Annotated in this window: 21 protein-coding genes; 7 read left to right on the top strand and 14 right to left on the bottom strand. The window is 44.4% G+C overall.

The annotated features are described in order from the left end of the window. Nucleotides 1–192: 192 nt before the first annotated feature. Both fadD and rnd read left to right on the top strand, forming a co-directional pair. Nucleotides 193–1,866, top strand: a complete 1,674-nt coding sequence (gene fadD / locus ACHUFW_RS07940) for a long-chain-fatty-acid--CoA ligase FadD (protein WP_394202021.1) — start codon at nucleotides 193–195, stop codon at nucleotides 1,864–1,866. Between the two features lie 106 nt (nucleotides 1,867–1,972). Continuing rightward, nucleotides 1,973–3,085, top strand: coding sequence for a ribonuclease D (gene rnd / locus ACHUFW_RS07935; protein WP_394202019.1), 1,113 nt, complete (start codon nucleotides 1,973–1,975; stop codon nucleotides 3,083–3,085). 50 nt (nucleotides 3,086–3,135) lie between these two features. Here rnd and minE read toward each other — a convergent pair whose 3' ends face one another. From minE to minC, 3 genes are read right to left on the bottom strand one after another with little or no spacing between them, the layout of a single operon-like run. Further along, nucleotides 3,136–3,396 carry a cell division topological specificity factor MinE gene (gene minE / locus ACHUFW_RS07930; RefSeq protein WP_028774242.1) on the bottom strand — a complete coding sequence of 87 codons (261 nt, stop codon included), beginning with the start codon at nucleotides 3,394–3,396 and terminating at the stop codon, nucleotides 3,136–3,138. A gap of 2 nt (nucleotides 3,397–3,398) precedes the next feature. Beyond that, nucleotides 3,399–4,208 (bottom strand): septum site-determining protein MinD, encoded by an 810-nt coding sequence (gene minD / locus ACHUFW_RS07925; protein ID WP_394202017.1) that lies wholly within the window; start codon nucleotides 4,206–4,208, stop codon nucleotides 3,399–3,401. A gap of 29 nt (nucleotides 4,209–4,237) precedes the next feature. Further along, nucleotides 4,238–4,903, bottom strand: coding sequence for a septum site-determining protein MinC (gene minC, locus ACHUFW_RS07920; RefSeq protein ID WP_394202016.1), 666 nt, complete (start codon nucleotides 4,901–4,903; stop codon nucleotides 4,238–4,240). 136 nt (nucleotides 4,904–5,039) lie between these two features. Between minC and ACHUFW_RS07915 the strand changes: the two genes are divergently transcribed. From ACHUFW_RS07915 to ACHUFW_RS07905, 3 genes are all read left to right on the top strand, one after another. After that, complete coding sequence (locus ACHUFW_RS07915) at nucleotides 5,040–5,321, top strand: YcgL domain-containing protein (protein ID WP_394202266.1); 282 nt, start codon at nucleotides 5,040–5,042, stop codon at nucleotides 5,319–5,321. 21 nt (nucleotides 5,322–5,342) lie between these two features. Then, the gene (locus tag ACHUFW_RS07910; RefSeq protein WP_394202015.1) at nucleotides 5,343–6,341 is read left to right on the top strand and encodes a lytic murein transglycosylase; all 999 of its coding nucleotides are present in this window, start codon (nucleotides 5,343–5,345) and stop codon (nucleotides 6,339–6,341) included. Nucleotides 6,342–6,407: 66 nt separating this feature from the next. Then, entirely contained in the window at nucleotides 6,408–6,848 is a 441-nt protein-coding gene (locus ACHUFW_RS07905) for a YcgN family cysteine cluster protein (protein WP_394202013.1), read from the top strand. Nucleotides 6,849–6,937: 89 nt separating this feature from the next. Here ACHUFW_RS07905 and dsbB read toward each other — a convergent pair whose 3' ends face one another. Both dsbB and nhaB read right to left on the bottom strand, forming a co-directional pair. Continuing rightward, nucleotides 6,938–7,456 carry a disulfide bond formation protein DsbB gene (gene dsbB, locus ACHUFW_RS07900; protein WP_394202011.1) on the bottom strand — a complete coding sequence of 173 codons (519 nt, stop codon included), beginning with the start codon at nucleotides 7,454–7,456 and terminating at the stop codon, nucleotides 6,938–6,940. Between the two features lie 101 nt (nucleotides 7,457–7,557). After that, entirely contained in the window at nucleotides 7,558–9,153 is a 1,596-nt protein-coding gene (nhaB, locus tag ACHUFW_RS07895; protein ID WP_394202009.1) for a sodium/proton antiporter NhaB, read from the bottom strand. Nucleotides 9,154–9,454: 301 nt separating this feature from the next. Here nhaB and fadR point away from each other — a divergent pair, with 301 nt between their 5' ends. Continuing rightward, nucleotides 9,455–10,201 (top strand): fatty acid metabolism transcriptional regulator FadR, encoded by a 747-nt coding sequence (gene fadR / locus ACHUFW_RS07890; RefSeq protein ID WP_394202007.1) that lies wholly within the window; start codon nucleotides 9,455–9,457, stop codon nucleotides 10,199–10,201. A gap of 100 nt (nucleotides 10,202–10,301) precedes the next feature. Here fadR and ACHUFW_RS07885 read toward each other — a convergent pair whose 3' ends face one another. After that, entirely contained in the window at nucleotides 10,302–14,405 is a 4,104-nt protein-coding gene (locus ACHUFW_RS07885; RefSeq protein WP_394202005.1) for a translocation/assembly module TamB domain-containing protein, read from the bottom strand. Next, nucleotides 14,402–16,246 (bottom strand): autotransporter assembly complex protein TamA, encoded by a 1,845-nt coding sequence (locus tag ACHUFW_RS07880; protein ID WP_463602307.1) that lies wholly within the window; start codon nucleotides 16,244–16,246, stop codon nucleotides 14,402–14,404. Before ACHUFW_RS07880 ends, ACHUFW_RS07885 begins: the two co-directional genes overlap by 4 nt. A 179-nt stretch (nucleotides 16,247–16,425) precedes the next feature. On the opposite strand from ACHUFW_RS07880, the gene ACHUFW_RS07875 reads away from it, so the two are divergent. Next, the gene (locus ACHUFW_RS07875; protein WP_394202262.1) at nucleotides 16,426–17,418 is read left to right on the top strand and encodes an isoaspartyl peptidase/L-asparaginase family protein; all 993 of its coding nucleotides are present in this window, start codon (nucleotides 16,426–16,428) and stop codon (nucleotides 17,416–17,418) included. A gap of 71 nt (nucleotides 17,419–17,489) precedes the next feature. Here ACHUFW_RS07875 and ACHUFW_RS07870 read toward each other — a convergent pair whose 3' ends face one another. The 7 genes from ACHUFW_RS07870 to hypB all read right to left on the bottom strand — a co-directional run bounded on the left by ACHUFW_RS07870 (nucleotide 17,490) and on the right by hypB (nucleotide 22,645). After that, nucleotides 17,490–18,575: an acyltransferase family protein gene (locus ACHUFW_RS07870; RefSeq protein ID WP_394202004.1), complete on the bottom strand. Its 1,086-nt coding sequence runs from the start codon at nucleotides 18,573–18,575 to the stop codon at nucleotides 17,490–17,492. Nucleotides 18,576–18,903: 328 nt separating this feature from the next. Continuing rightward, on the bottom strand, nucleotides 18,904–19,068 hold the full coding sequence (locus tag ACHUFW_RS07865; protein WP_394202002.1) for a hypothetical protein: 165 nt from the start codon (nucleotides 19,066–19,068) through the stop codon (nucleotides 18,904–18,906). A gap of 57 nt (nucleotides 19,069–19,125) precedes the next feature. Next, nucleotides 19,126–19,473 carry a hydrogenase maturation nickel metallochaperone HypA gene (gene hypA, locus ACHUFW_RS07860; protein ID WP_394202001.1) on the bottom strand — a complete coding sequence of 116 codons (348 nt, stop codon included), beginning with the start codon at nucleotides 19,471–19,473 and terminating at the stop codon, nucleotides 19,126–19,128. Next, a complete protein-coding gene (hypE, locus tag ACHUFW_RS07855; protein WP_394201999.1) occupies nucleotides 19,473–20,483 on the bottom strand; it encodes a hydrogenase expression/formation protein HypE in 1,011 nt (336 codons plus the stop codon). Before hypE ends, hypA begins: the two co-directional genes overlap by 1 nt. Nucleotides 20,484–20,485: 2 nt before the next feature. Continuing rightward, nucleotides 20,486–21,601, bottom strand: a complete 1,116-nt coding sequence (hypD, locus tag ACHUFW_RS07850) for a hydrogenase formation protein HypD (RefSeq protein WP_394201998.1) — start codon at nucleotides 21,599–21,601, stop codon at nucleotides 20,486–20,488. Further along, entirely contained in the window at nucleotides 21,588–21,848 is a 261-nt protein-coding gene (locus ACHUFW_RS07845) for a HypC/HybG/HupF family hydrogenase formation chaperone (RefSeq protein ID WP_394201997.1), read from the bottom strand. The genes hypD and ACHUFW_RS07845 overlap by 14 nt, the downstream gene beginning before the upstream one ends. Before the next feature lie 2 nt (nucleotides 21,849–21,850). Then, nucleotides 21,851–22,645, bottom strand: a complete 795-nt coding sequence (hypB, locus tag ACHUFW_RS07840; protein ID WP_394201995.1) for a hydrogenase nickel incorporation protein HypB — start codon at nucleotides 22,643–22,645, stop codon at nucleotides 21,851–21,853. Nucleotides 22,646–22,702: the final 57 nt, after the last annotated feature.

The following is a 22,702-nucleotide window of genomic DNA, read 5'->3' as shown; positions in this document are numbered from 1 at the left end:
TTTAACGATAGTTGAAAATTGGGACTAGGATTTTTACTCTATTTGTGTGATGATGATCAAAATTAAAACGCTTGTATGATTTTTTTAAAGCGTTACTAAGAATAATTAATTCAGTGATTTTAGCCTATTATTTCAGGCTTTTAAGCAGAATAAAGCTTATAACCACTGTTTGTGGGGATTCAGGAGATACTCGTGGAACAACTTTGGATTAACAATTTACCAGAAGATGTGCCAGCCGAAATTGATGCTGAGCAATATAGCTCGCTCGTCGATTTATTTGAAAGTTCAGTGAGCAAATACGCTGACCAACCAGCATTTGTCAATATGGGTGCGACGCTGACCTATCGTAAACTAGAAGAGCGTAGTCGTGCATTTGCCGCTTACTTGCAAAATGAACTTAAGTTGGAAAAGGGCGATCGTGTAGCGATTATGATGCCCAACTTATTGCAGTATCCCATTGCATTATTTGGTGTTTTGCGTGCCGGCATGGTGGTTGTTAATGTTAACCCTTTATACACTCCACGAGAGTTAAAACATCAGCTAAATGATTCTGGCGCTAAAGCCATTGTGGTAGTGTCAAACTTCGCCCATACGTTAGAAGAAGTTGTCGATCAAACACCGGTAGAAAGTGTTATTTTGACTGGTCTTGGTGACTTATTGAGTGCGCCTAAACGTACTTTAGTTAACTTTGTAGTGAAATATATCAAGAAGATGGTGCCTAAATATCATCTTCCCCAAGCAATTTCGATGCGACGTGCGTTATCTAAAGGGCGCAGAATGCAGTACGTCAAACCTGTATTGACCAATGATGATCTGTCATTTTTACAATATACAGGGGGTACAACTGGGGTATCGAAAGGTGCAATGCTTACCCATGGCAATATTGTCAGCAACCTTTTACAAGCCGACGCGGCTTATTCACCGTTGTTGAGTAACGGCAAAGAGTTTGTGGTTACTGCCTTGCCCCTGTACCACATTTTTGCGCTTACCGTGAATTGCTTGCTGTTTTTGCACAAAGGCGCGAACAACCTATTGATCACCAATCCTCGTGATATTCCTGCTTTTATTGCGGAGTTGCGCAAACATCCTTTTACGGCATTAACCGGCGTCAACACCTTGTTCAATGCGCTAATTAATTCGGATGAGTTTGCTTCACTTGATTTTAGTCAGCTCAAGTTATCCATCGGTGGCGGCATGGCTGTGCAGCGCGGCGTTGCCGATAAATGGCAATCGATCACCCAAACTCGATTACTAGAAGGCTACGGCTTAACCGAGGCTTCACCGCTAGTTACCTGCTGTCCTTATAATCTAGATGGTTACAATGGCTCCATCGGTTTCCCTGTTGCTAATACCGATATGCAGGTACGTGATGAAGACGGCAAAGTGTTAGCGCAAGGTGAGACAGGTGAGCTTTATGCCAAAGGCCCGCAAGTCATGAAAGGCTATTGGCAACGACCTGAAGAAACAGGTAAAGTAATTGATAAAGACGGATATCTTGCTACTGGGGATATCGGTTATATGGATGAACAAGGCTTCTTTTTTATTGTTGACCGTAAAAAAGACATGATCTTGGTCAGCGGGTTTAACGTGTTCCCTAACGAAATTGAAGAAGTGGTGGCGTTGCATCCTAAAGTGGTCGAAGTGGCTGCGGTGGGGGTGCCTCATGAGGTTTCAGGCGAACTGGTTAAGGTTTTTGTAGTAGCCGCTGATAGATCTTTAACCGAAGAACAAGTGATTAGTCATTGCCGACATCATTTGACGGGATATAAAGTTCCGAAACTGGTAGAATTTAGGGACGAGTTGCCAAAAACCAACGTAGGTAAAATCCTACGTCGTGAATTGCGCGATGAGGCGAAATCGGCGTAATTGACCCAGGTTGATTGATTTATACCTAAATCGAGGAAAGCCGGCTGATATGCTGGCTTTTTTTATGGCTTTATGCCGATTGGTATTATGTTCAAGGGAGAAGAGTTTGTTAACGTTTGACTATATTGAAGACGATGCCAGTTTGGCTAAGTTGGTACAGCAATACCAAAGTGCAGATTTATTGGTGTTAGATACTGAGTTTGTTCGTACTCGCACCTATTACGCCCGTCTAGGACTGATTCAGGTTTATGATGGCACTACTTTGGCGTTGATTGACCCAGTCGCGGTAACAGATTTAAGTGAGTTTTGGGCGCTATTGACTGACACCAATCGTTTGGTGGTATTGCATTCTTGCAGTGAAGATCTAGAGGTGATTGCACGCTACGGGCAATGTCAACCCGCTAACTTGTTCGACAGCCAAATAGCGGCGTCTTTGTGTGGGATGGGGCACGGTGTAGGCTACGCTAAGTTGGTCGAGCAATGCCTAGAAGTCAATTTAGATAAAGGTGAGTCACGTACTGACTGGTTAAAGCGCCCTTTAACACAAGCTCAGTTAAATTACGCAGCTAATGATGTCTACTATCTGTATAATTTGTTGCCGCAGTTGCAGCAGAAATTGGCTGAGTTAGGCCGTACTGAGTGGTTAGCAGAAGAAAGCCAGCGTATGACAGAAGGGCGGTTAACTGCGCCCGATCCTGAAAGCGCTTACCTTAAAGTGAAAAATGCATTTCAATTAAGCCCCAGGCAGTTAGCTCATTTAAAAGTGCTTGCCAGCTGGCGCTTAACTCGCGCGCTAGAAAAAGATCTGGCTTTAGGCTTTGTGCTTAAAGATCATGCCATGATTGGTCTAGCGAAGAAGCAGCCGAAAAGCGTGGCTGATATTTATAAAATGGTTGAGCTCACTGAGCAAGAGAAGCGCATCAATGCCAAAGCGATTATCAGTGTCATGGCGCAAGCAGATTTGGACAACCCACCTCAGCCAATTGATGTTATTGCGCTTAAACCTGGTTATAAATCTGCGTTTAAAGCATTAAAAAATTGCCTTGTTGCTTTAGCCGAGCAGCATGATGTAGCCATTGAACTATTGGGATCAAAACGTCATATTCATGAATATTTACAGTGGCGCTGGCAGGGGAAATCGCAAACAAAGCAGCCGTTATTGATGCAGGGCTGGCGTGCAGAGATTGTCGCAGACAGTTTGACTGCCATTGACGTTTAGTAACAATAAAAAAGCCAATGCAATGCATTGGCTTTTTTTGATGGGGCTGATTATGGCTTTTCCGGCAAAGTCACATTCAGCTCTAGTACCGATAAATGGTCATCTTTTTGATCTAACTGTACCGATACTTGGTCATTTTCTACTTGCACGTATTTGCGGATAACCTCAAGAATTTCCTGCTTCATGGCAGGAAAATAGTCCGGTGCATCACGTTCACCGCGTTGGTGAGCAACAATAATTTGCAACCGTTCTTTGGCCGTCGCAGCGGTGCTAGGTTTTTTCTTAGTTTTAAAATAATCGAGTAAAGACATAATTAGCTACCAAATATCCGTTTTAGGAATCCTTTTTTCTCCTCAGTGACGAAGCGCAAAGGCAGTTCCTCACCCGTTAGTCGTGCTACTGCGTCGCTATAGGCTTGGCCTGCATCACTTTCTTGGTCAATGATAACAGGTACACCAGAGTTAGACGCTTTAAGTACTGCTTGTGATTCTGGAATCACGCCAATTAAAGGAATCGCGAGGATCTCTTCAACATCAGCGACACTGAGCATTTCGCCTGTGGTGACGCGAGCAGGGGAGTAACGTGTCAGCAGCAGGTATTCTTTAACCGGCTCTAAGCCTTCTTCCGCACGCTTTGATTTACTTTGTAGCATACCAAGAATACGATCAGAGTCGCGTACTGAACTCACTTCCGGGTTGGTCGTCACGATGGCAATATCTGCAAAATACAAAGACATCATCGCGCCCGTCTCGATGCCAGCAGGTGAGTCACAAATGATATATTCAAAATCCTTTGCCAGATCTTCAAGCACGCGGCCCACACCTTCTTTGGTTAACGCGTCTTTATCTCTTGTCTGTGAGGCAGGTAAAACGAATAACTTGTCACAACGTTTATCTTTAATTAACGCTTGGTTCAAATTGGCTTCGCCATTAATGACGTTAACGAAATCATAAACAACGCGGCGCTCACAACCCATGATAAGATCTAAGTTTCGTAGACCGATATCAAAATCAACCACAACCGTCTTATGACCTTTAAGCGCTAAACCCGTTGCAATCGCTGCACTGGATGTGGTTTTACCTACGCCGCCTTTTCCTGATGTGACAACAATAATTTGTGCCATGATGTTCTGTATCCTTTTTAATACTTATTTTAAAGTGCTAACGGTTCAACGCTTAATGAATCGCCATCAAGCCTAATGCAGCCACTTTGAGTTGTACTGTGCTCAGTTAAATTTTCGGTTAACCAATACTGTCCAGCAATTGAAACCAGTTCAGCATCCAATGATTTAGCAATAATTACCGCATTTTTATCACCCGACGCACCAGCCATGGCTTTACCCCTAAGGCTACCATATATGTGGATGCTGCCATCGGCAATCACTTCTGCACCATTCCCTACGGCACCAATGACAATCAAATCGCCATTCTTGGCATAGATTTGCTGCCCAGAGCGCACATTTTGTTTCACTATTTTGGTGGTTTTGGGAAGCTGAGGTTGGTTGTCTGACTGCTTACCTGATTTAATGATGGCTAAACCGAGGTCTTTTGCTTGAGCTGCAATAGCCGATGGGGCTGCGGTAATACCGACGATGACCAACTGGCGTGATACTAACAGATCTTTTAGACCGGCTAGGCTGTAGTCACCATTGGTTATTGCGCTAAGGTTAACAACCAATGGCGCACCCAGAAAAAACTGGGGAGCGATAGCAAGTTTGCTATCAAGTTCTTGGGCAACCTTTTCTAAATCTTGGTGCTTAATATGAAGCACAGAAAGTGTAAATGATGAGCCTTTTAACTCTAGGCTAGGTGTCTGCATTCCTGTATTTGCTCTTGTTATAATAAACTGCGTAAAAACGAGGCTTTCGTCGTTACCATTATAATAATCCTGAGTTGCCATGTTATAGTGTGGGCAATAAGCTGGCAAGTTGAATAGTTTGGAAATTGAGTTAGATATGATCTGTGCTGTATACAAGAGTCTTCGTAAGCTAGACACTTATTTGTTTGTAGAAAAACGTGATCAGTTTGAGCGTGTGCCTGAGCCGCTTTTAGAAATGTTCGGCGCACCACAATTGGTGATGATGTTACCACTTGAAAAGCGAAGCCATTTAGCATTTGCTGACATAGATAAAGTAAAAGTTGAACTTAAAGAGAAGGGGTATTATCTTCAATTACCACCACCTAAAGTGAATCTGCTTGAAGAGTATAAAATTGCTAACGGAATTGTCACCGACTAGTTATGATAAAAGGGAGCGGCTATGCATAACAGATTAACTGGTTTTTGTATTGCCGTTTCACTCGGGTTCGCCATCGTCGCTACCCCTAGTATTGCTGACGATTTTGGCAATTACTTATCCACCTTGAAAGACAAAGCCACCAATAGCGGCGTCTCTTCCCAATCTCTTGATGCACATTTTAGCAAAATAAAGCCATTTCACCGTGCCAAAGTAAACACAGACAAAACGGCTGCAGCGCTTAACACCTCAAGTGAGTTAAATCTTGAAACCTATTTACCTGCCACAGTGCCTGAGTCTCTGGTTCAGCAGGCAAGAGCATTGGTTAAAATTCATGGTGCATTATTAGAAGAAATCGGTCAGCGTTACCAGGTACAGCCAAGGTTTATCGTCGCGCTGTGGGGCATCAACAGTCATTTTAGTGAGCGTCAAGGTGGACTGCCTGCGTTGAGTGTCTTGGCAACGAAAGCCTATGAACAAACCAGTGCCGACAGCGAGCAGCTGGTATTTGATGGCTTTAAAGTCATCAAGCAGTTCGGATTACAATATAGTCAATTATTGAGCAACGCTGAAGGCAAGCTCGGTGGTCCCGGTTTCACTACTTCGCAGTATTTGCAGTATGGCAAGGATGGGGACAAAGATGGTCAAGTGGATATCTGGCACACACAGGCAGATGTATTTGCTTCTATTGCGTACTTTTTACAGCAACATGGTTGGAAAGAGGCTGAGACTTGGGGGCGACAGGTTAAAGCGCCAGCAGATATCGATGTGACCCAAACTGGGATTGATAGCCGCCGTAGTTTTGAGCAGTGGCAAGGAATGGGAGTCCGTCGATTTGATGGCAGTGATTTACCTAAACGCGCAGATATGCAAATCAGTTTAATTATGCCCGAGGGCGTCACAGGCCGTCATTACCTCATCTATGACAATTACCGAGCACTGCTTAACTGGCATAACGATGATTACTTTGCGCTAGCCGTGGCCTATTTGTCTGAACGTATCAAATACCCCGCAATTAAATGATCCTTGCGCGATAAAACTGGTGTAAAATATTGCCCCAGAAATAATAGCAGTAGATTCAGTGTTAGTATGGCGTTTTGGAAGCAAAAATCATTAGAGCAGCTCACGACGGTTGAGTGGGAGCAACTTTGCGACGGTTGTGGCAAGTGTTGCTTGAACAAGTTAATCGATGATGAAACCGAAGAGCTTTACTATACCAACGCCGCATGTAAATTGCTCGATAGCGATTCCTGTGGCTGTGTCCACTATATTCAACGTTTTGATTTTGTTCCTACCTGCACTAAGGTCACTATTGACAATATTGCTGAATTAACCTGGTTACCCGAAAGTTGTGCCTACCGCCGACTTTACATGGGCCGTGACTTACCCTCGTGGCATCCACTGATTGTTGGCGATAAGCAACAGATGCACGCTAAGGGGATGTCGGTAAAAGGCAAGGTGGTCAATGAAACTAAGGTGAGAGATATAGAAGATCACATCGTTCTGTGGCCATTACGAGATTGTGACTAAATCTTGAGTGTGTAAACGGTTTAGATATATTAACGCCAGAGCCTATCAGCGCTGGCGTTGTTGTATCTGGTTGCGGTTAACGTTTGTATCTAGTTGCGGCTAACGGTCTTTGCTAAGGCTGGGATAATAAATACCAGTAGTGCTAACAAGTACACACTAAATGCTAGAATCATCCACTGTCCCATGGTGACACCAAACATTTCCCAAGGAATATCTGAGCACATACCAGTCGGCATAAAGACCGACGGCAACCATTCATGCAGTGGCATCCAGCTTGGAAACTCCGGCAAAAATGAGCAGGTAGAGAAGGGTGATGGATTGGTTTGCATGTCGACTAACTCAATCGCGATCTTCAAGCCCCAGCTGGCACTCGCGCCCCAGAGCAATACCGCAATAAAACGTACAAAGCGATTACTGTGTCCAATGACGCCGATAATGGCAGCAAGTAATATGCCGACTAAGGCTACACGCTGGTAGATGCACATCACACAAGGGTCAAGCAGCATGACATACTGGAAAAAGAGCGCACATGCTTCTAGGCCTAACGCGGTGATTAATAGAATTGACCAGGCCAAACGAGATTGGGCAAATTGGGTTAACGCATTCAAGTGTAAAACTCCCTTAGAAAAAAAGCGCCCCTACCTAGGGGCGCTTTTTAAGACTGTATTAAACCATGAAAGTTCAGTCAATGCTGATATGTAACCATTAATTAATGGCTAGCAGCGCCGACAGCTTTCATTGCTTCTGCAGCACTGTGATGGATCAATAGATGTGAGTCATAAAATGATTGCGTCATATCAACTAAGAACCCACTTTCAATGGCTACCACACCAATGATTGATAATACGATGGTATAAGGCAGTGCCATCCACACCATACGGCCATAAGACAGGCGAATTAACGGCGCGATAGCAGAAGTAAGTAAGAACAAGAAAGCCGCTTGTCCATTAGGTGTTGCAACAGAAGGCAAGTTAGTACCGGTATTAATCGCCACAGCCAATAAATCAAATTGATCGCGAGTAATCTGCCCATCTAACAGTGCAGCTTTGACTTCGTTAATGTACACAGTACCGACGAATACGTTATCACTTACCATAGACAACAAGCCATTAGCAATATAGAAAATCACTAATTGCGTGTTGCCTTCATAGCTTAGTGCCCAGTGGATCACTGGAGCAAACAAATGCTGGTCGATGATGACGCCCACAATGGCAAAGAAAACTGCCAGCAGGGCAGTGAAAGGCAGGGCCTCTTCAAATGCTTTACCTAGCGCATGCTCATTGGTCACACCGTTAAATGCGGTAGTTAGGATGATAACCGATAGACCGATCAGGCCTACAGACGCTAAATGGAAAGCGAGACCGATAATCAGCCAGATCCCGACAAGCGCTTGAATGACCAATTTCACTTTATCGTGCTTGGTGCGGCGCGCATCTTCATGGGCGGCATAGTCTGATAGAATTTTATGTACAGCATCGGGTAACTGTTGTCCGTATCCAAACCAGCGGAATTTCTCAACGATAAAACAAGTTGCGATACCGGCGATAAATACAGGCACAGTCACTGGTGACATACGAATCGCAAATTCAGCAAACTGCCAATTTGCTTGAGCGGCAATAATAAGGTTTTGAGGTTCACCTACCATGGTACATACACCGCCTAATGCAGTACCAACACCGGCATGCATAAGTAGGTTACGCAAAAAGCCACGGAACGCTTCGAGCTCTTCTTCACAAAGTTGTTGGCCACTGGCACCGTCTGAGGTGTGGTCATGGTCGTCAGCAAAATTCTTTCCTGATGCGACTTTATGATAAATCGAGTAGAAGCCGACTGCGACCGCGATAATGACCGCGATAACCGTCAGAGCGTCTAAGAATGCGGATAAGAAAGCAGACGCACCACAAAACATTAAGGAGACGACTACTTTAGAGCGCACTTTAGTGATCATCTTGGTGAATACAAACAGTAAAAGCTGCTTCATAAAGTAGATACCCGCTACCATAAAGATCAGTAGCAGCAGTACCTCAAGGTTAGCTTCTATTTCATGGAGTACCTGACTGGGGGAGGTCATACCGATTATCACGGCTTCGATTGCCAGTAGGCCACCCGGTTGTAGCGGATAGCACTTCAGTGCCATTGCTAAAGTAAAGATAAATTCAACCACTAATAACCAACCCGCAACAAACGGATTGAGATAAAAGATAATTGGATTTAGTACTAGAAAGCTTAATATTGCGATCTTGAACCACTTAGGAGAATTTCCTAAGAAGTTATCAATAAACGCCCGACTCATAGTCACAGGCATGGTACCCTCTCAAATGTATAATTGCTTTTAATAAATGATTTACATCACACTTGCTTGATCGGCGTAAGTTTATCTTAATGAATGTTAGAATTTAATACTCCAAAGCGCTCTAACGTTCAAAATTTCGGCGTTTTTGGTATTTTTTAAGATAAATTTAATGTTCAGCGGGTAATTTTTACCAGTTTGCCTGAGTGAAACATTGATCTTAACCAGTAATATTGTAGATAAGGTTTTCATTTCGCCACGCTCTGGTATGATCAGTTCCCAAAATAACTCGAACTAAATCTGGAAAAGTGGCCTGATGACAACTGCCCCCAAATCACCAGCAATGCCAAAAGATAAAGACATCATTGAAGCAAAAGGCCCTGCAAGCTTTGCTGAGAAATATATCGTACGTTCAATTTGGGAAGAGAAATTCCCACCCGGCTCAATTTTGCCTGCAGAGCGTGAGCTTTCTGAACTTATCGGGGTCACCCGTACAACCTTACGCGAAGTACTGCAACGTCTCGCTCGCGATGGCTGGTTAACCATTCAACATGGTAAGCCGACGCGAGTGAACGATATTTGGGAGACATCCGGTCTAAACGTACTTGAAACGATTGCCGACCTTAACCCTGACGGTGAGCCAGTATTGCTAGAGCAGTTGCTGTCAGCCCGTACCAATATTAGTGCTATTTATTTTAAGGGAGCGGTACGCCATAACCCAGATAAAGTACTGGAAGCCTTAGCTCAGCTCGATACCTTAGAAGACTGTGCTAAAACCTATGTTGAGTTTGATTACCATCTACATCATACCTTGGCGTACAACTCTGGTAATCCACTGTATGTTTTGATTCTAAATGGCTTTAAAGGGCTTTATAGTCGCGTGGGTGAAGAGTATTTTGAAATCGATAAAGCTCGCGAATTAGCGTTAGATTTTTATCAAGCCCTTGCGGCACTCGCCAAGCAAGGCAATCATCATGATATCCCATCATTGATGCGCAGTTACGGTATTAATAGCGGTAAAGTGTGGCAGCGCTATCGTAACAGTTTAAAATCTGCAAACTAAAATCTTTAGACTAACCCATAAAAAACGGTGCGAAGTACCGTTTTTTATGGGTTCATGCTAACAGCTTGTCATTGGGTGCGGTCCCTTATTCAGTAGGCTGCTAATCAATATCAAAGTTGTAGTATACGTCTAAGGTTTGTTCTACATTACCAGATACCGTTTCAAGGTAGAGCTGTGACATTAGGTAGTAACGTACTGTCATCTCGTAGCCAGTATTAAATACCCCAATGCCGTATTTCACCATTAAGTTGTCACCTATATAGCCACTTATCGCGACTTTACCATCATCATTGGCATCAAGTTGTACATTGGAAAAACCAATTTTTTCAATGATACCGGTGGCATTGCTGCCAACATTATTGACTGCACCGTTACCAAATTGATTACCTAATGTCAGCGCGACGCTCATCATCAAGGCGTTGTTTTGTCCTTCGCTGTTATTGCCCATGCCTGTGCCTTTGAGGATATAAGATAGGATTTCAGCTTGTTCTTTAGCCGGTGTTGAAAATAAGGTGACAATGGGTTGCCGTGGGGTACCGGTGATCCGCACGCCCGCCGTAACGTCTTCATCTTTAATTTCCCTTAGCGCTTCGATATTAAGGTTTGGCAGCGTCATTGGACCGATAAATTGCACTTCACCAGCACGGATTTGCAGGGTTTGCCCCATAAAGCGGTAGTTACCATTAACCACTTTAATGTCGCCATAAATCAGCGGTGGTCTGTCTGGCTCCTGACGAAAATCTAGGGTACCAACCAATTTTCCTCTCAGGCCCATGCCTTTAATATTGAGCTGATCGCCGACGTTAACTTTAACATCGGTCGAGATAGCGTAGGGAGATTGTGCCCGTTGTTGCTGGGCGATACTGTCGTTAAAGACCACATCACTGGACTCTGCCACGCCACCTTCAGGCAGTTGCACAATGGTGATATCGCCCGAAGGAATAGAGACTTCGCCTTTAATATCTAAGCTATCGTTGTCAAATACCAGCTGCAAGTCAGGTGATAGATCCACCAACGCCAATGGCGGCTGAATAATCGATAACTTCTCGCCTTTGACTTTAATGTCCCCTTTAATTCCTTTGTTACGCCAATCAAGCTCGCCGCTGAGGTTGGCTTCGCCATCTCCCATTTTCCATGTGCCGGCGACGAGTGCTTGTTGCTGATCTAACATGAGTTCAACGTTGATATCTTCAATTAACGTCGGATTGGCTGCGGCCATGAATTGGCCTTGCTTCAAGCTGATCACGCCTTCTACATCAGGATCATTTAAGCTACCGCCAATCGTGAGTGCTGTGGAGATATGGCCCCGTAGGGTCTCTAACTGCGGGGCAAGCTCAGAAAGTGCATCAAGATTGACCTCATTAATATTCAGGTAGCCATCGAGCGCGCGGTCGGGATCGACGCCAATACTGAGTCGACTATTAATAGTGGCTATATCTTGAGAGTCAAAACTCAACTGACTGGCAAGAGTTTGTTCATCAAGCACGACCGACAAATCGAGAGCTTTGTAGAGAATATCGACATTACGACCATTTTGATTGTGCAGTATCAGCTCGCCTGGGGTTAAGTTTAATGCCAGTTTTCCTTGAGGTTTTACATCTTCTGCCCAAGATAGTGAGGCTTGCGCGTTTGCTGGACCTTGCCAGTTGAGTGTCGTCGGCATTATTGGGTCAATGAGCGCGCCAATATCCCCGTCAAAGGCGACATTGAGTTCACCTTGGTTTGCCAATTGTGTTGGTGAGGTTAAGCATAACTTTGCATCTTGGTGCTGCCAACAAAATGGTGAAATCTCGCCTTGCTGCTGGATGTTATTCCATTTGATAGCTACGGCTTTATCGAGGCGCCAAAGACCAAGCTTAGAGTCCAGATTAGCTCTTAAAAGTTGCACATCTATGGTTTGCTTGTCTAAATCAGAAGTTGATTTTGCAGTGATATCTAGCTTGAGATCACCAAAGCTTTGTAAGGTCGCCTTTTGTTTAGCTTGGTCGCCTTTGGTGCCAAAAGTTAATGAGCTGAGCTTGATATCGCCATATTTAATGGCGGACGACTTTAGTGATAGGGCATAACGGTGGTCGTCAAAAGGACTATAAAATCCTTTTAGTTTTGATTTTTCGATGTAGAGCGTATCAACATTAACATCGACAACATCTGCATTGACGGCAATATCGGGATTGTCGTTATCACCAGAAACAAAAATATCGGCAGAAATAGCGCCGCCAGCATTGGCATGCCACATGCTCATATCTGGTACATCTAGGTGAGCGTTAAGCGTCCAGTTATCATCGACCTTGCCAGAAATATGCAAAGTGGATTGCAAGGCATTAAGGTTAAGATCATTGGCGTTAATGTGCCAGTTATCATTAATGCTCACATCTCCATTTAGGGTAAATGGATAGCCATCAATATCGCCTTGAAGGTCAGATTGTTCTATGGCGACTTGCCAATGTTTATCCTCAATGCCGCCACGGCTGCGTAGGGTTCCGGTGATCTGTGATTGAGGCAGGTTAGTTTCCGGATTTAAAGTCAGCTGCGATAAATCCAATGATTGAGTAGATAACTCGCTCTGCCAGCGCCAATCTTGACCATAGTTAACGCTTCCCACCCCGTTTAGTGAGCCTATGTCGCCGCGTATCATTAAGTGGCTAACATCGATATTTTTTTCATTACCGTCGTGGGTAAATTGGCTAACAATATCAACCGGTGAGTGGTAAGGGCTGATAACGTGTCCCGCGATATCAACCTGTTGTTTACTGAGGCTACCTTGACTCATTAAACTGGTTTTATTCGCTTGGTATAGCGGTTGTTGTAGTGGCCAAAACAACGTATTGCTTTTTAAGTCCAGTTGATAGTCTAGGCTGGGTTTTGCAAGCTTAATACTGCCTGATAGTTGAAAATCTAACTGGTTTTTCGCATTGAGGTCGACGGTTAATTGATTAAAGCCGCCGGTTAAGGTGAGTTCAACGTGTTGATCTTTTAGTCCCGGCACTTCGGTAACCTGAGCCAGTTGACTGGTTAGGTTTACTTCCATGGGGTAGTCATCTTTAAGTGCAATATTACCGATAACATTGGCATTGCCGTAGTCGTGGCGAACATCTAATTTGGTAACATTAATCAAATAACTATGGTAACTACCACTGAGCTTTACTTGCTGAAAGTTATCTTGTCGCTGGCCGAGCTTTAACAGGCTATCAGTCAGGGTAGAGCGCTCAACAAAAACAGGGATTGGCATAAATACCGCTGGTAGATTTGCCATCGCCCATTGCTCGAGTTCCTCAGAATCAGCCTTATTGGTTGAATTCGTCTTGTTGGTTGAGTCCGTTTTATTGGTTGAGTCCGTTTTGTTGGTTAAGTCAGTACTATCCTTTGGCGCAACATCAGTGTTGCTTGCAGCTTGGTGGCTTTTGCCTGTGTTAGCTGTTGGTGCTGTTTGTGCCTCATCACTGCCCAATGGGATATCGACATACAGACCTTGGCTGGTTAGTTCATTGACGCGTATGCCAGTCTGTTGCCATTGTGCAGCTAACGTGAGGTTATCTGCATTGAAATGCATGTCATTAACACGAACTGTAACCTGGCTTAAATCGCCATCAAGTAGCACTATGCCAAATGGCAGGGTAATTTCTGTTTCGTCATCGGCTAAACCGTCAGCCGGTTTGTCGGTTGCTGAATTGTTTGCTAGCGCGTTATCAATCGCCGAGTCGTTGTCGTTGCTAGTGGCATCACTACGACTATTAACGGGGCGGTGGCTAACGGGATGACTAATGTCGTCAATGGGCTCATCTTCAAATGCTGCGGTATCTACTTCGACATTAACCTTACCCGTATGTAATGAGTTAACACATAGCTGCTTTTGCAAAAGACACACAGGTCGCCACTCAAGCAGTAACTGGTCAACCTCGACAATTACCCCATCCATTTGCCAAGCTGCATAATTGAGTTTGAGCCGCTTGTTTAACATGCCCGATTCGTACTCAAGCTGCAGATCGGGTACAAACTGGTTAGCGAGCATCACCCCAATTCGAGTGCCAAACGGGGTGCCGATAACCAGTGCGATAATCACGAGCAACGCGATGGGCAGATACAGTAAAATCCGCACAAGATTTTTACAGGTGGTAATAATTGGGCGCCTTTTACGTGACACCGCTGTTGTGTTTGCAGCATCACCGTCTGCAGCTGTTTGTTGTATATCAGAGGGACTATTCATATCTCAGCCCCCATGGTGACATGTATGCGCCATGAACGATCGACCGTATCGGTTTCTTTTAGACCGACCCCTAAATCTAGCTTAATGGGGCCAATGGGGGAGATCCAGTGGATGCCGCCACCCACAGAGACAATAGGCTCTATTTGATCCACATCGAAGGCATTACCGGCATCGATGAAGGTGCCAACTCGCCAGGTGGGCGTGAGATAATATTGATATTCTAAGCTGCCGACCAGTAAATAGCGGCCACCGACCACTTCACGAGCCAGTTGGCCTTCATCATTGATGTATTCAATGTAAGGGCCCAGTTCTTGGTAACTGTAACCCCTGATACTTTGGTCACCGCCGGCAAAGTAGCGTAAAGAGGGTGGCACGAATGGCAGGTCTTCTTCAGCAACGATATTGGCTGCCATGTCGAGGCGGCTAACAATGCGGTGTTTTTCAAAAAATGTTTCAACCACTTTAAAATTGGCGGCTAGTCGCGTTAGCCTGACAGAAGAAGACACGGCTGGATCGGCGTATTCAATGCTGTATTGTTGGAAAAAGCCTGATTTGGGGTCTAAGGTATTATCGCCACGTTTGGTCTTTGACAAGCTAGTGCCAATCAGTAAAAAACGTGGATCGTATTTAGTGTCAGATTGGGTGTAGCTTTCATTAATTGCTTCTAACGAGTAACTCCACAGCCAATTACTTGCTAAACGCTGTTGGCGAATAACCCCTAAGGTTCCTTTTGTCGACTCTAACTCTCCGGTTTTGGTGTAATCACGTTTATCAGGGTCGTAAACTTGAGTGACACCGTATTTGTCTCGTAATAAGCCCACTCGCAGTTTTAACTGATCATCTAGTGGATGAGTCAGCGGGATGGTGTAGGTGGTGAGGAATTTTGGCCTATCTGGTGACCACTCGATACTGGATTCTTGTGAGTGACCATAACGATTGATTTGTGGTGTGCGTAAATTGACTTTAACCCGTGGCTCAATGCCATCATCAGATGTATTACCAATTTCAGCACCTAAACCTAATTCCAGTGAGTGACTGGGACGATTTTGAAGCTCAACTTTTACCGGTACATCGACGCCATTTATTTTATCTAGTTGTGGTAATACCTTGATACTTGAAAAGTAGTTGGTATCAAGTAGCTCGCGGTTTAGCTCCCCAAGTTTGGCGGTACTGTAGGCCGTTTGACTTTCAAACGGGATCAGCGCTTCTAAAATATTGTCATTCAGGGTGTGTCCCTCAAACGAAACAGCACCGATATGGTAGCGAATCCCTGAATTATAATGCAGAGAAATTTGCGCCACTTTGCGGTCTCTATTAATCACGATATTGGACTGACTGTATTCACCATCAAAGTAGCCACGGGCTAGCGCCAATGTTACTAGTTGTGATTTGATGTTTTCGTAAGTGCCGTGGTTGAGTACATCGCCAGGTTTAATACTCAGTTGATTTAGCCAGTTATTGGCAAATTCATCGTTAAGAATTTCCCCTCTTAACTGGATATCGATCCATTCAATGACGGTGGGATCGCCTGGGTCAATTTCCAGTGTTAACTGCCACGGGCCTTTGTCTGGACGCGCAATATCTTGTTTAACTTTAGCGTGGTAATAACCCATTGAATGCAGCGCTGAGCGGATATTGTCTTCGGCATTAAAGATAAAAGCACGACGTTGATTATTGGAATTGGGTAATTCGCCCAAATGGGCATTGATATTTCGAGTTAACGCACTATTGGCACCGGTGATCGATACTTTGAGATAGTCATTTGCGAGTGCTGGCAAAGAGACTAGCATGATGCTTACTAGTAAAAAGGCCAACATGATAATGCGTAAAAACGAGTTCAAAAATAATGCTCTATCTTATTATATTTTCTGGGCTTGGTTATTGTCGCAGATAATCAATCACGTGCAAGAAGATGATTGTAATTATAGGTGAAAATGGTTACAAAGAGAGCAAGTGCTAGCATTAAGGATTGAATGTGAATCTAAACTTTACAAAATTAGCTTATCTTCTCGCAACCAGCATGTTGTTTTCTTCAACAGTACAGGCCAACGACAAACCGTTTAGCATCGCGATTCATGGTGGTGCAGGTACCATATCTAAAGCCAAATTGACCGATGAGCAACAGCAAGCTTATCGCGATAAACTTAAGCAAGCGGTGGATGCCGGCTATAAAGTATTAAAGCAAGGCGGTGACAGCATTGCCGCAGTGACCACTGCTATTAATATTCTAGAAGACAGCCCGCTATTTAACGCGGGTAAAGGTGCGGTATATACCTTTGATGGTGGCCATGAGCTTGATGCATCGATCATGGATGGTAAAACCATGAATGCCGGTGCGGTTAGTGGGGTTAAGCACATCAAGAACCCCATTGATTTAGCCCGAGCTGTGATGGACAAGTCTGTGCATGTGATGTTGTCAGGTTCTGGTGCAGAAGAGTTTGCATTAAATCAAGGGTTTACTCTGGTACCAAATCAATATTTTGATACCAATGCACGTTACCAGCAACTGCTCGACGCTAAAGCTAAAATTCACAGTCAGCAGCAAAAAGGCTTGGACTATCAGGCCTCTCATCAACAGCTCGATGCCAACTATAAGTTTGGTACCGTCGGCGCGGTGGCACTGGATAAGTCCGGCAACCTAGCAGCGGGAACATCAACCGGTGGAATGACGGCGAAGCGTTTTGGTCGCATAGGCGACTCACCAGTGATAGGTGCTGGTAATTATGCAGAAAACGGTGTGTGCGCTGTTTCTGCAACAGGACATGGCGAGTACTTTATTCGCTATCATGTTGCTGGCGATATTTGTGCTAGGGCCAAGTATGGCCAAAAATCGTTATTACAAGCAGCCGATGAAGTCATCAATCAACGACTTATCACCGCTGGCGGCACAGGTGGGGTGATTGCCGTTGATCATTTGGGTAATATCGCCACGCCGTTTAATACCGGTGGTATGTATCGAGCAACACGTAAAAGTGGCGAAGAAGCGCAGGTAATGATTTGGCGCGATAACTAACAGAGTATAATTTTAAGCAGATAAAAGGCAGCGATTTCGCTGCCTTTTTTGTGCCAGATGTGAGGTATTTACTAGCGATCTCTTAACTGTTTTGCTCGCTGAATATAGCTAGCGCTATCAGTTAAAAGTTGTAGGCATGATTGTTTAAATAATGGTGCTAAATTCTTTTCAATGAGCCGATGGATAGCATAAGCAATAACTAGCATCAGCAGTATTGTGCCGCAGACTACCAAGCCGATATTTTCTGGGGTGCCGATGAAATTAAACATCATATAGCCGATGTGTTGATGAATAAGGTAAAGCGGGTAAGTCAGAATACCTAAGTAATAACAGATGCGCAGACGCAGTGGGTGCTGAGCGCAAAGTGCAGTAATACAAAAACTGAAGAAAAATACGCTGTTAAGCACAGCAAGCACGACGTCGCTAAACGCTATGTTAAACCACTGCGCCATGAGTGAGCCAAACAGTGTTGATTGTTTAATAACAAATACATAGCCGAGTAACAGTAAACCTGCGGTGAATCGATTAATGCCATCACGTTTAATCATAAAAAATAAACAGCCAAGGGCAAAATAGCCGCTCCAATGGGGGAAGATTAATTGCCACATGTTGACGTTAGCGGCCCATTGGCTGAACAGCGATGCCGTTGATGTGATTAGGGTGATGGCAATAATGGCCAGAAAATATCGGCTCAACTTTAATTGTATGATTAATAGCACTAAACAATAAAATTGCAGTTCGATAAACAGTGTCCAATAGGCACTATCGATAGGGTTTTGGCCGAAGAGTGGGTTAACCATGGTGATATTGGCAAAAAATTGGGTCACCGTTACCGAGAAGGTGTCTGCGCCTATTAATAAAGTCACTAGCGTAGTTAGCCAAAGTGCAAACCAATAGGCTGGGAATAATCGGCTAAAGCGTGAGGCGATGAATCGTTTAGGGTTATTGTCGGCAATGGTCATGAAGATTACAAAGCCACTAATAATAAAGAAAAAATTAATCCCTACATAAGCGTACTTTGTCAGCTCTCTTAGTTGTGGAAAATCGGCTACAGGGGCAAATCCTTCCATAAAGCCTGTGTAGGTATAGTGAAAAATAACCACGGCCAATGCAGACAAAAACCGTAAAATATCTATTTCGTAAAACCGTGTATCCATACCCTAAAAAATCCATATTTATCAAACTAAATCAATGCAATATGTTTTAACATGGCGCAGTTTTGTTATCTATGCGACTAATGACCGAGTTTATTTATGAAAGTTTCAATTTGAAATATTGAGTTTAAAAATCGAAATTTACTAGGTAAAACTGATGGTTTTTACAATGTGACCAGTTAAATATCATGGTAATGAAAGGCAGAAAAATGTGTTTGCTATTTGGAACTGTTAGCAAGGTAAGTTATTGAAAGCAGGTTTATAACTAAATTTAAGCCTAGACCTAACAAGTAGGCCTAGACGTGTTAAATCGGCAGGTGTTACCTATCGATTAATGATACTTTTTCCACAACATATAACCGCCGACAATGATCACCGCCAGTACGATAGGCAGAATATCTTGCATGTGATGAAACAGTCCGACACCGTCGTGGCCTGGGTGCGCCACAGCAGCACTAGAAAACATCGCGGCAACAATAAGGGATAACTTCTTCATTATTAACTCCATTTTTATCAATTATTTTCAATTAAACTTGCTTGTTTGTTGGTTAATTCAATCTTGTTCCATTTCTAACTGCATCAATAACATCTCTTCGCCAGCAATAATGTGGGTATTAAAGCTGTTACAGTGTGGGCATTTCACTGACCGCTCGGCAACTTGCTGCTCTTGATGGCACTGAACGCAGCGAACAATAATCGGTTGCTGCTCTATCACCAGCTCAGCATCATAGGTGCAACCTTCGAGTTTGAATGTCTCGAATGCGGTAGCAAATAAGCTGGTTTCAACGCCACTGAGCACACCAATTTTTACCACCACTTTGGTAATTTTGGTGGCTTGATTCTCAACAGCATGTTGGTGGCACTGTTCAAGTAGCGCCGACACGATAGAGTATTCGTGCATCAGCAAATCCTCGGCAGCAGCTCACCCTGTGGCAGATCGATAAACCGAGCGCTGCCCCAAGGCGTTTTAAGGACGACTTTGCCGGGATGGCTATCATTGACGTAACCGATAATCGCGGCTTGTTCACAATGGCCATAGCGTTGAATGATTTCTAAAATTCCGGCAGCTTGAGCTTGTGGAACCGCTAACACAAAGGTGCCTTCATTGGCTAAATCGTGGGGCTCAAACCCATATAATTCACATAAACCTTTAACTTCATCACTAATCGGCACAGCTTGTTCTTCAATTTCAATACTGACGTTAGATGCACTGGCCCATTCATTTAATACCGCTGCTAGCCCTCCGCGAGTAGCATCGCGCATGGCATGAATTGGGACATTAGAGGCAATAAGCTGCTCGACCACAGGCCATAAATTGGCGCAATCACTGACTAAATCAGACTCTAGGGTTAACCCCTCTCTCGCCATTAAAATTGCTGCGCCATGGCGGCCGATGTCCCCTGAAACGATAATCGCGTCACCCGATTTGATATTTTTAACTGAAATGTCAGGGTAGAGGATGCGTCCAACTCCGGTGGTGTTGATAAACACACCATCTGCACACCCTTTAGGAACGACTTTAGTGTCGCCACACACTATACGGGTGGCGCTTTTGTGTAGCTCGTCAGCCATGGTGGTGGCAATGCGCTTTAAATCATCCAGCGGGTAGCCTTCCTCAATAATAAAGCTGCAGCTTAAATATTGCGGTTCTGCCCCCATCATCGCCAAGTCATTAACGGTGCCGGCAATGGCCAATTTGCCAATATTGCCGCCTGCGAAAAAATGTGGCGCCACAGTAAAGGAGTCTGTGGTAAAGGCACAGTTGCCAGATAAGTTTATTGCTGCGGCATCTTCTTCTTGGCGTAAAATGGGATTATCAAAGGCTCGGTAAAATACCTCTTTGATTAAACGGTTCATCTCTTTGCCGCCACCGCCGTGGGCTAATTGCACCGTGTTATTTAATTTTGCCATCGTTAAACTCCGTTGTAGCGGTAATAGGCATTGCAGGCGCCTTCTGAACTCACCATACAGCTCCCCAAAGGGGTTTCAGGTGAGCAGCCTCGACCAAAGACTTTGCAATCTTTCGGCTTGGCTAAACCGCGTAGAATATCACCGCACTGACAGGCCTTATGATCGTCAATATCGGCAACAGCAAGTAGGTCTTGGTAAACGACTTCTGCGTCTAAGTGGGCATATTCAGGTTTTAGTTGCAGTGCTGAGTCGGTTAGTGGCCCTAAGCCTCGCCAGCGGAAACTCGGACGTACTTGCATGAATTTGTTGACCAAGTTTTGGGCGCTCAGGTTACCTTGCTCTGTAACCGCTCGGCTGTATTGCACATCAACCTCAGCTATGCCGTCGGCCCGTTGCTGTACTATGCGTAAAATTGATTCCATGACATCAACGGGTTCGAAGCCCGATACCACTACTGGCGTATGATATTGCTCTGCAGCCGGGCGATAAATTTTAGCGCCACTGATCACACTGACATGAGCTGGGCCGATAAACGCATTGACCTTGGTTTGCTTGTCAGCCATGACCGCATCTATGGCTGGCGGTACCAGCACATGGTTAACATGAAAAAGTAAGTTGTCGAGCCCTTGGACAATGGATTGCTCAATGAGTACGGCCGTCATCGGTGTCGAGGTTTCAAAGCCAATGGCAAAGAAAATGACCTGCTTGTCAGGGTTTTGTTTCGCGATATTTAAGGTGTCTAGCGGATCATATATTGGCCTGATATCACAGCCTTGGGACCGAAACTGCGCCAAGCTACCTTTTGACCCTGGCACACGTATCATATCGCCTAATGTTACGAGAATGACATTAGGCTGCTGGGCGAGTAACGCAGCATGATCAATACGCTCCTTAGGCATAATGCATACCGGACAGCCCGGGCCATGAACAAACTCGATATTGTCCGGAAGCAATTGATTTAAGCCATACTTCATGATGGTATGAGTATGACCACCACAGACTTCCATGACATAGATTTTTTCGTTAAGGCGTTTAGCGGTTGTTGCAATCTGCTGTGCAAGGTTAGCTATGGTTTCTGGGTCTCTAAACCCTTGATATAAGTCTTTAAGTTTTAGCATGATCAACTGATTCCGTTTGATTCATCTTGTCGACTATCTCTTGGTATAGCGCTAAGCTTTGTTCGGCATCTTTTGGATCAATTTTATTCATCACAAACCCGATATGGATTAAGACATAGTCACCAATAGCTAAAGGTTCAGCCATTAGGTGGCTGCTGACTTTACGTCTAACCCCCATGGTTTCCACTGTGACGGCTTGCTCTTGCTCATGTAATTCAACAATTTGCGATGGAATAGACAGGCACATAGCTAGCTCCTACAGTGGTTATTCAACCAGTTTGCAAACTCGCGCATGCTGTGACTATCTTTCACAGATAGAGTAAGAACTTGCGCATCTGGGTTGAGCTTCTTCACCTGTTGTTTAGCTTCTTCAACACTAAAATCAAAATGCGGTAAAAGATCGGCTTTGGTGATCAGTACCACATCAGCTTTTCTGAACATGACCGGATACTTTTCAATTTTGTCATCACCCTCAGGGACTGATACCAATACAATGTTGAGGTGAGTGCCGACATCATAGGAAGCGGGACAGACAAGATTACCGACATTTTCCACAAAACAGATATCAAGGGGTTTTAAATCAACATGATGCAGGGCGCTGTGTACCATGAATGCATCTAAATGACAGGCTGAGCCAGTTTGAATTTGGTAAGCAGCAATGCCTTTTGCCTTTAATCGGTCAGCATCACGGGAAGTTTCTAGATCGCCTTCAATCACCGCATAGTTCAGTTCAGTGTACTCTTTCAAGTGTTCCAGTAGGGTGGTTTTGCCGCTGCCTGGACTACTCATAAGATTAAAGGCGGTAACATTTTCACTTTCAAAATGTTGGCGGTTATGGGCGGCTTCATGATCGTTTTTATCGAGGATCTTGTGGATCACTGATAAGGTTTTCTTATCGTTTAGCTGGGGATTAGCATGAAGGTTGTCATGGCTGTGATCATGACTATGCCCGTGGCTGTGACCATGGTTGTGCTCATGGCTGTGACTGTGCTCATGACCTATGCTGTGAGGCCGAGGAATAGAGCAACCGCAATCTTTACACATAGTAAAACTCCGTTTTGCTATCAGTTATGTCTAATATGACCTAGCAGTGAATAACGC

This window comes from Shewanella waksmanii (assembly GCF_043643685.1).
GTDB classification, from domain to species: domain Bacteria; phylum Pseudomonadota; class Gammaproteobacteria; order Enterobacterales; family Shewanellaceae; genus Shewanella; species Shewanella waksmanii_A.
The sequence above is the reverse complement of the archived record's forward strand: the minus strand, read 5'-3'. Positions and strand labels throughout refer to the sequence as shown.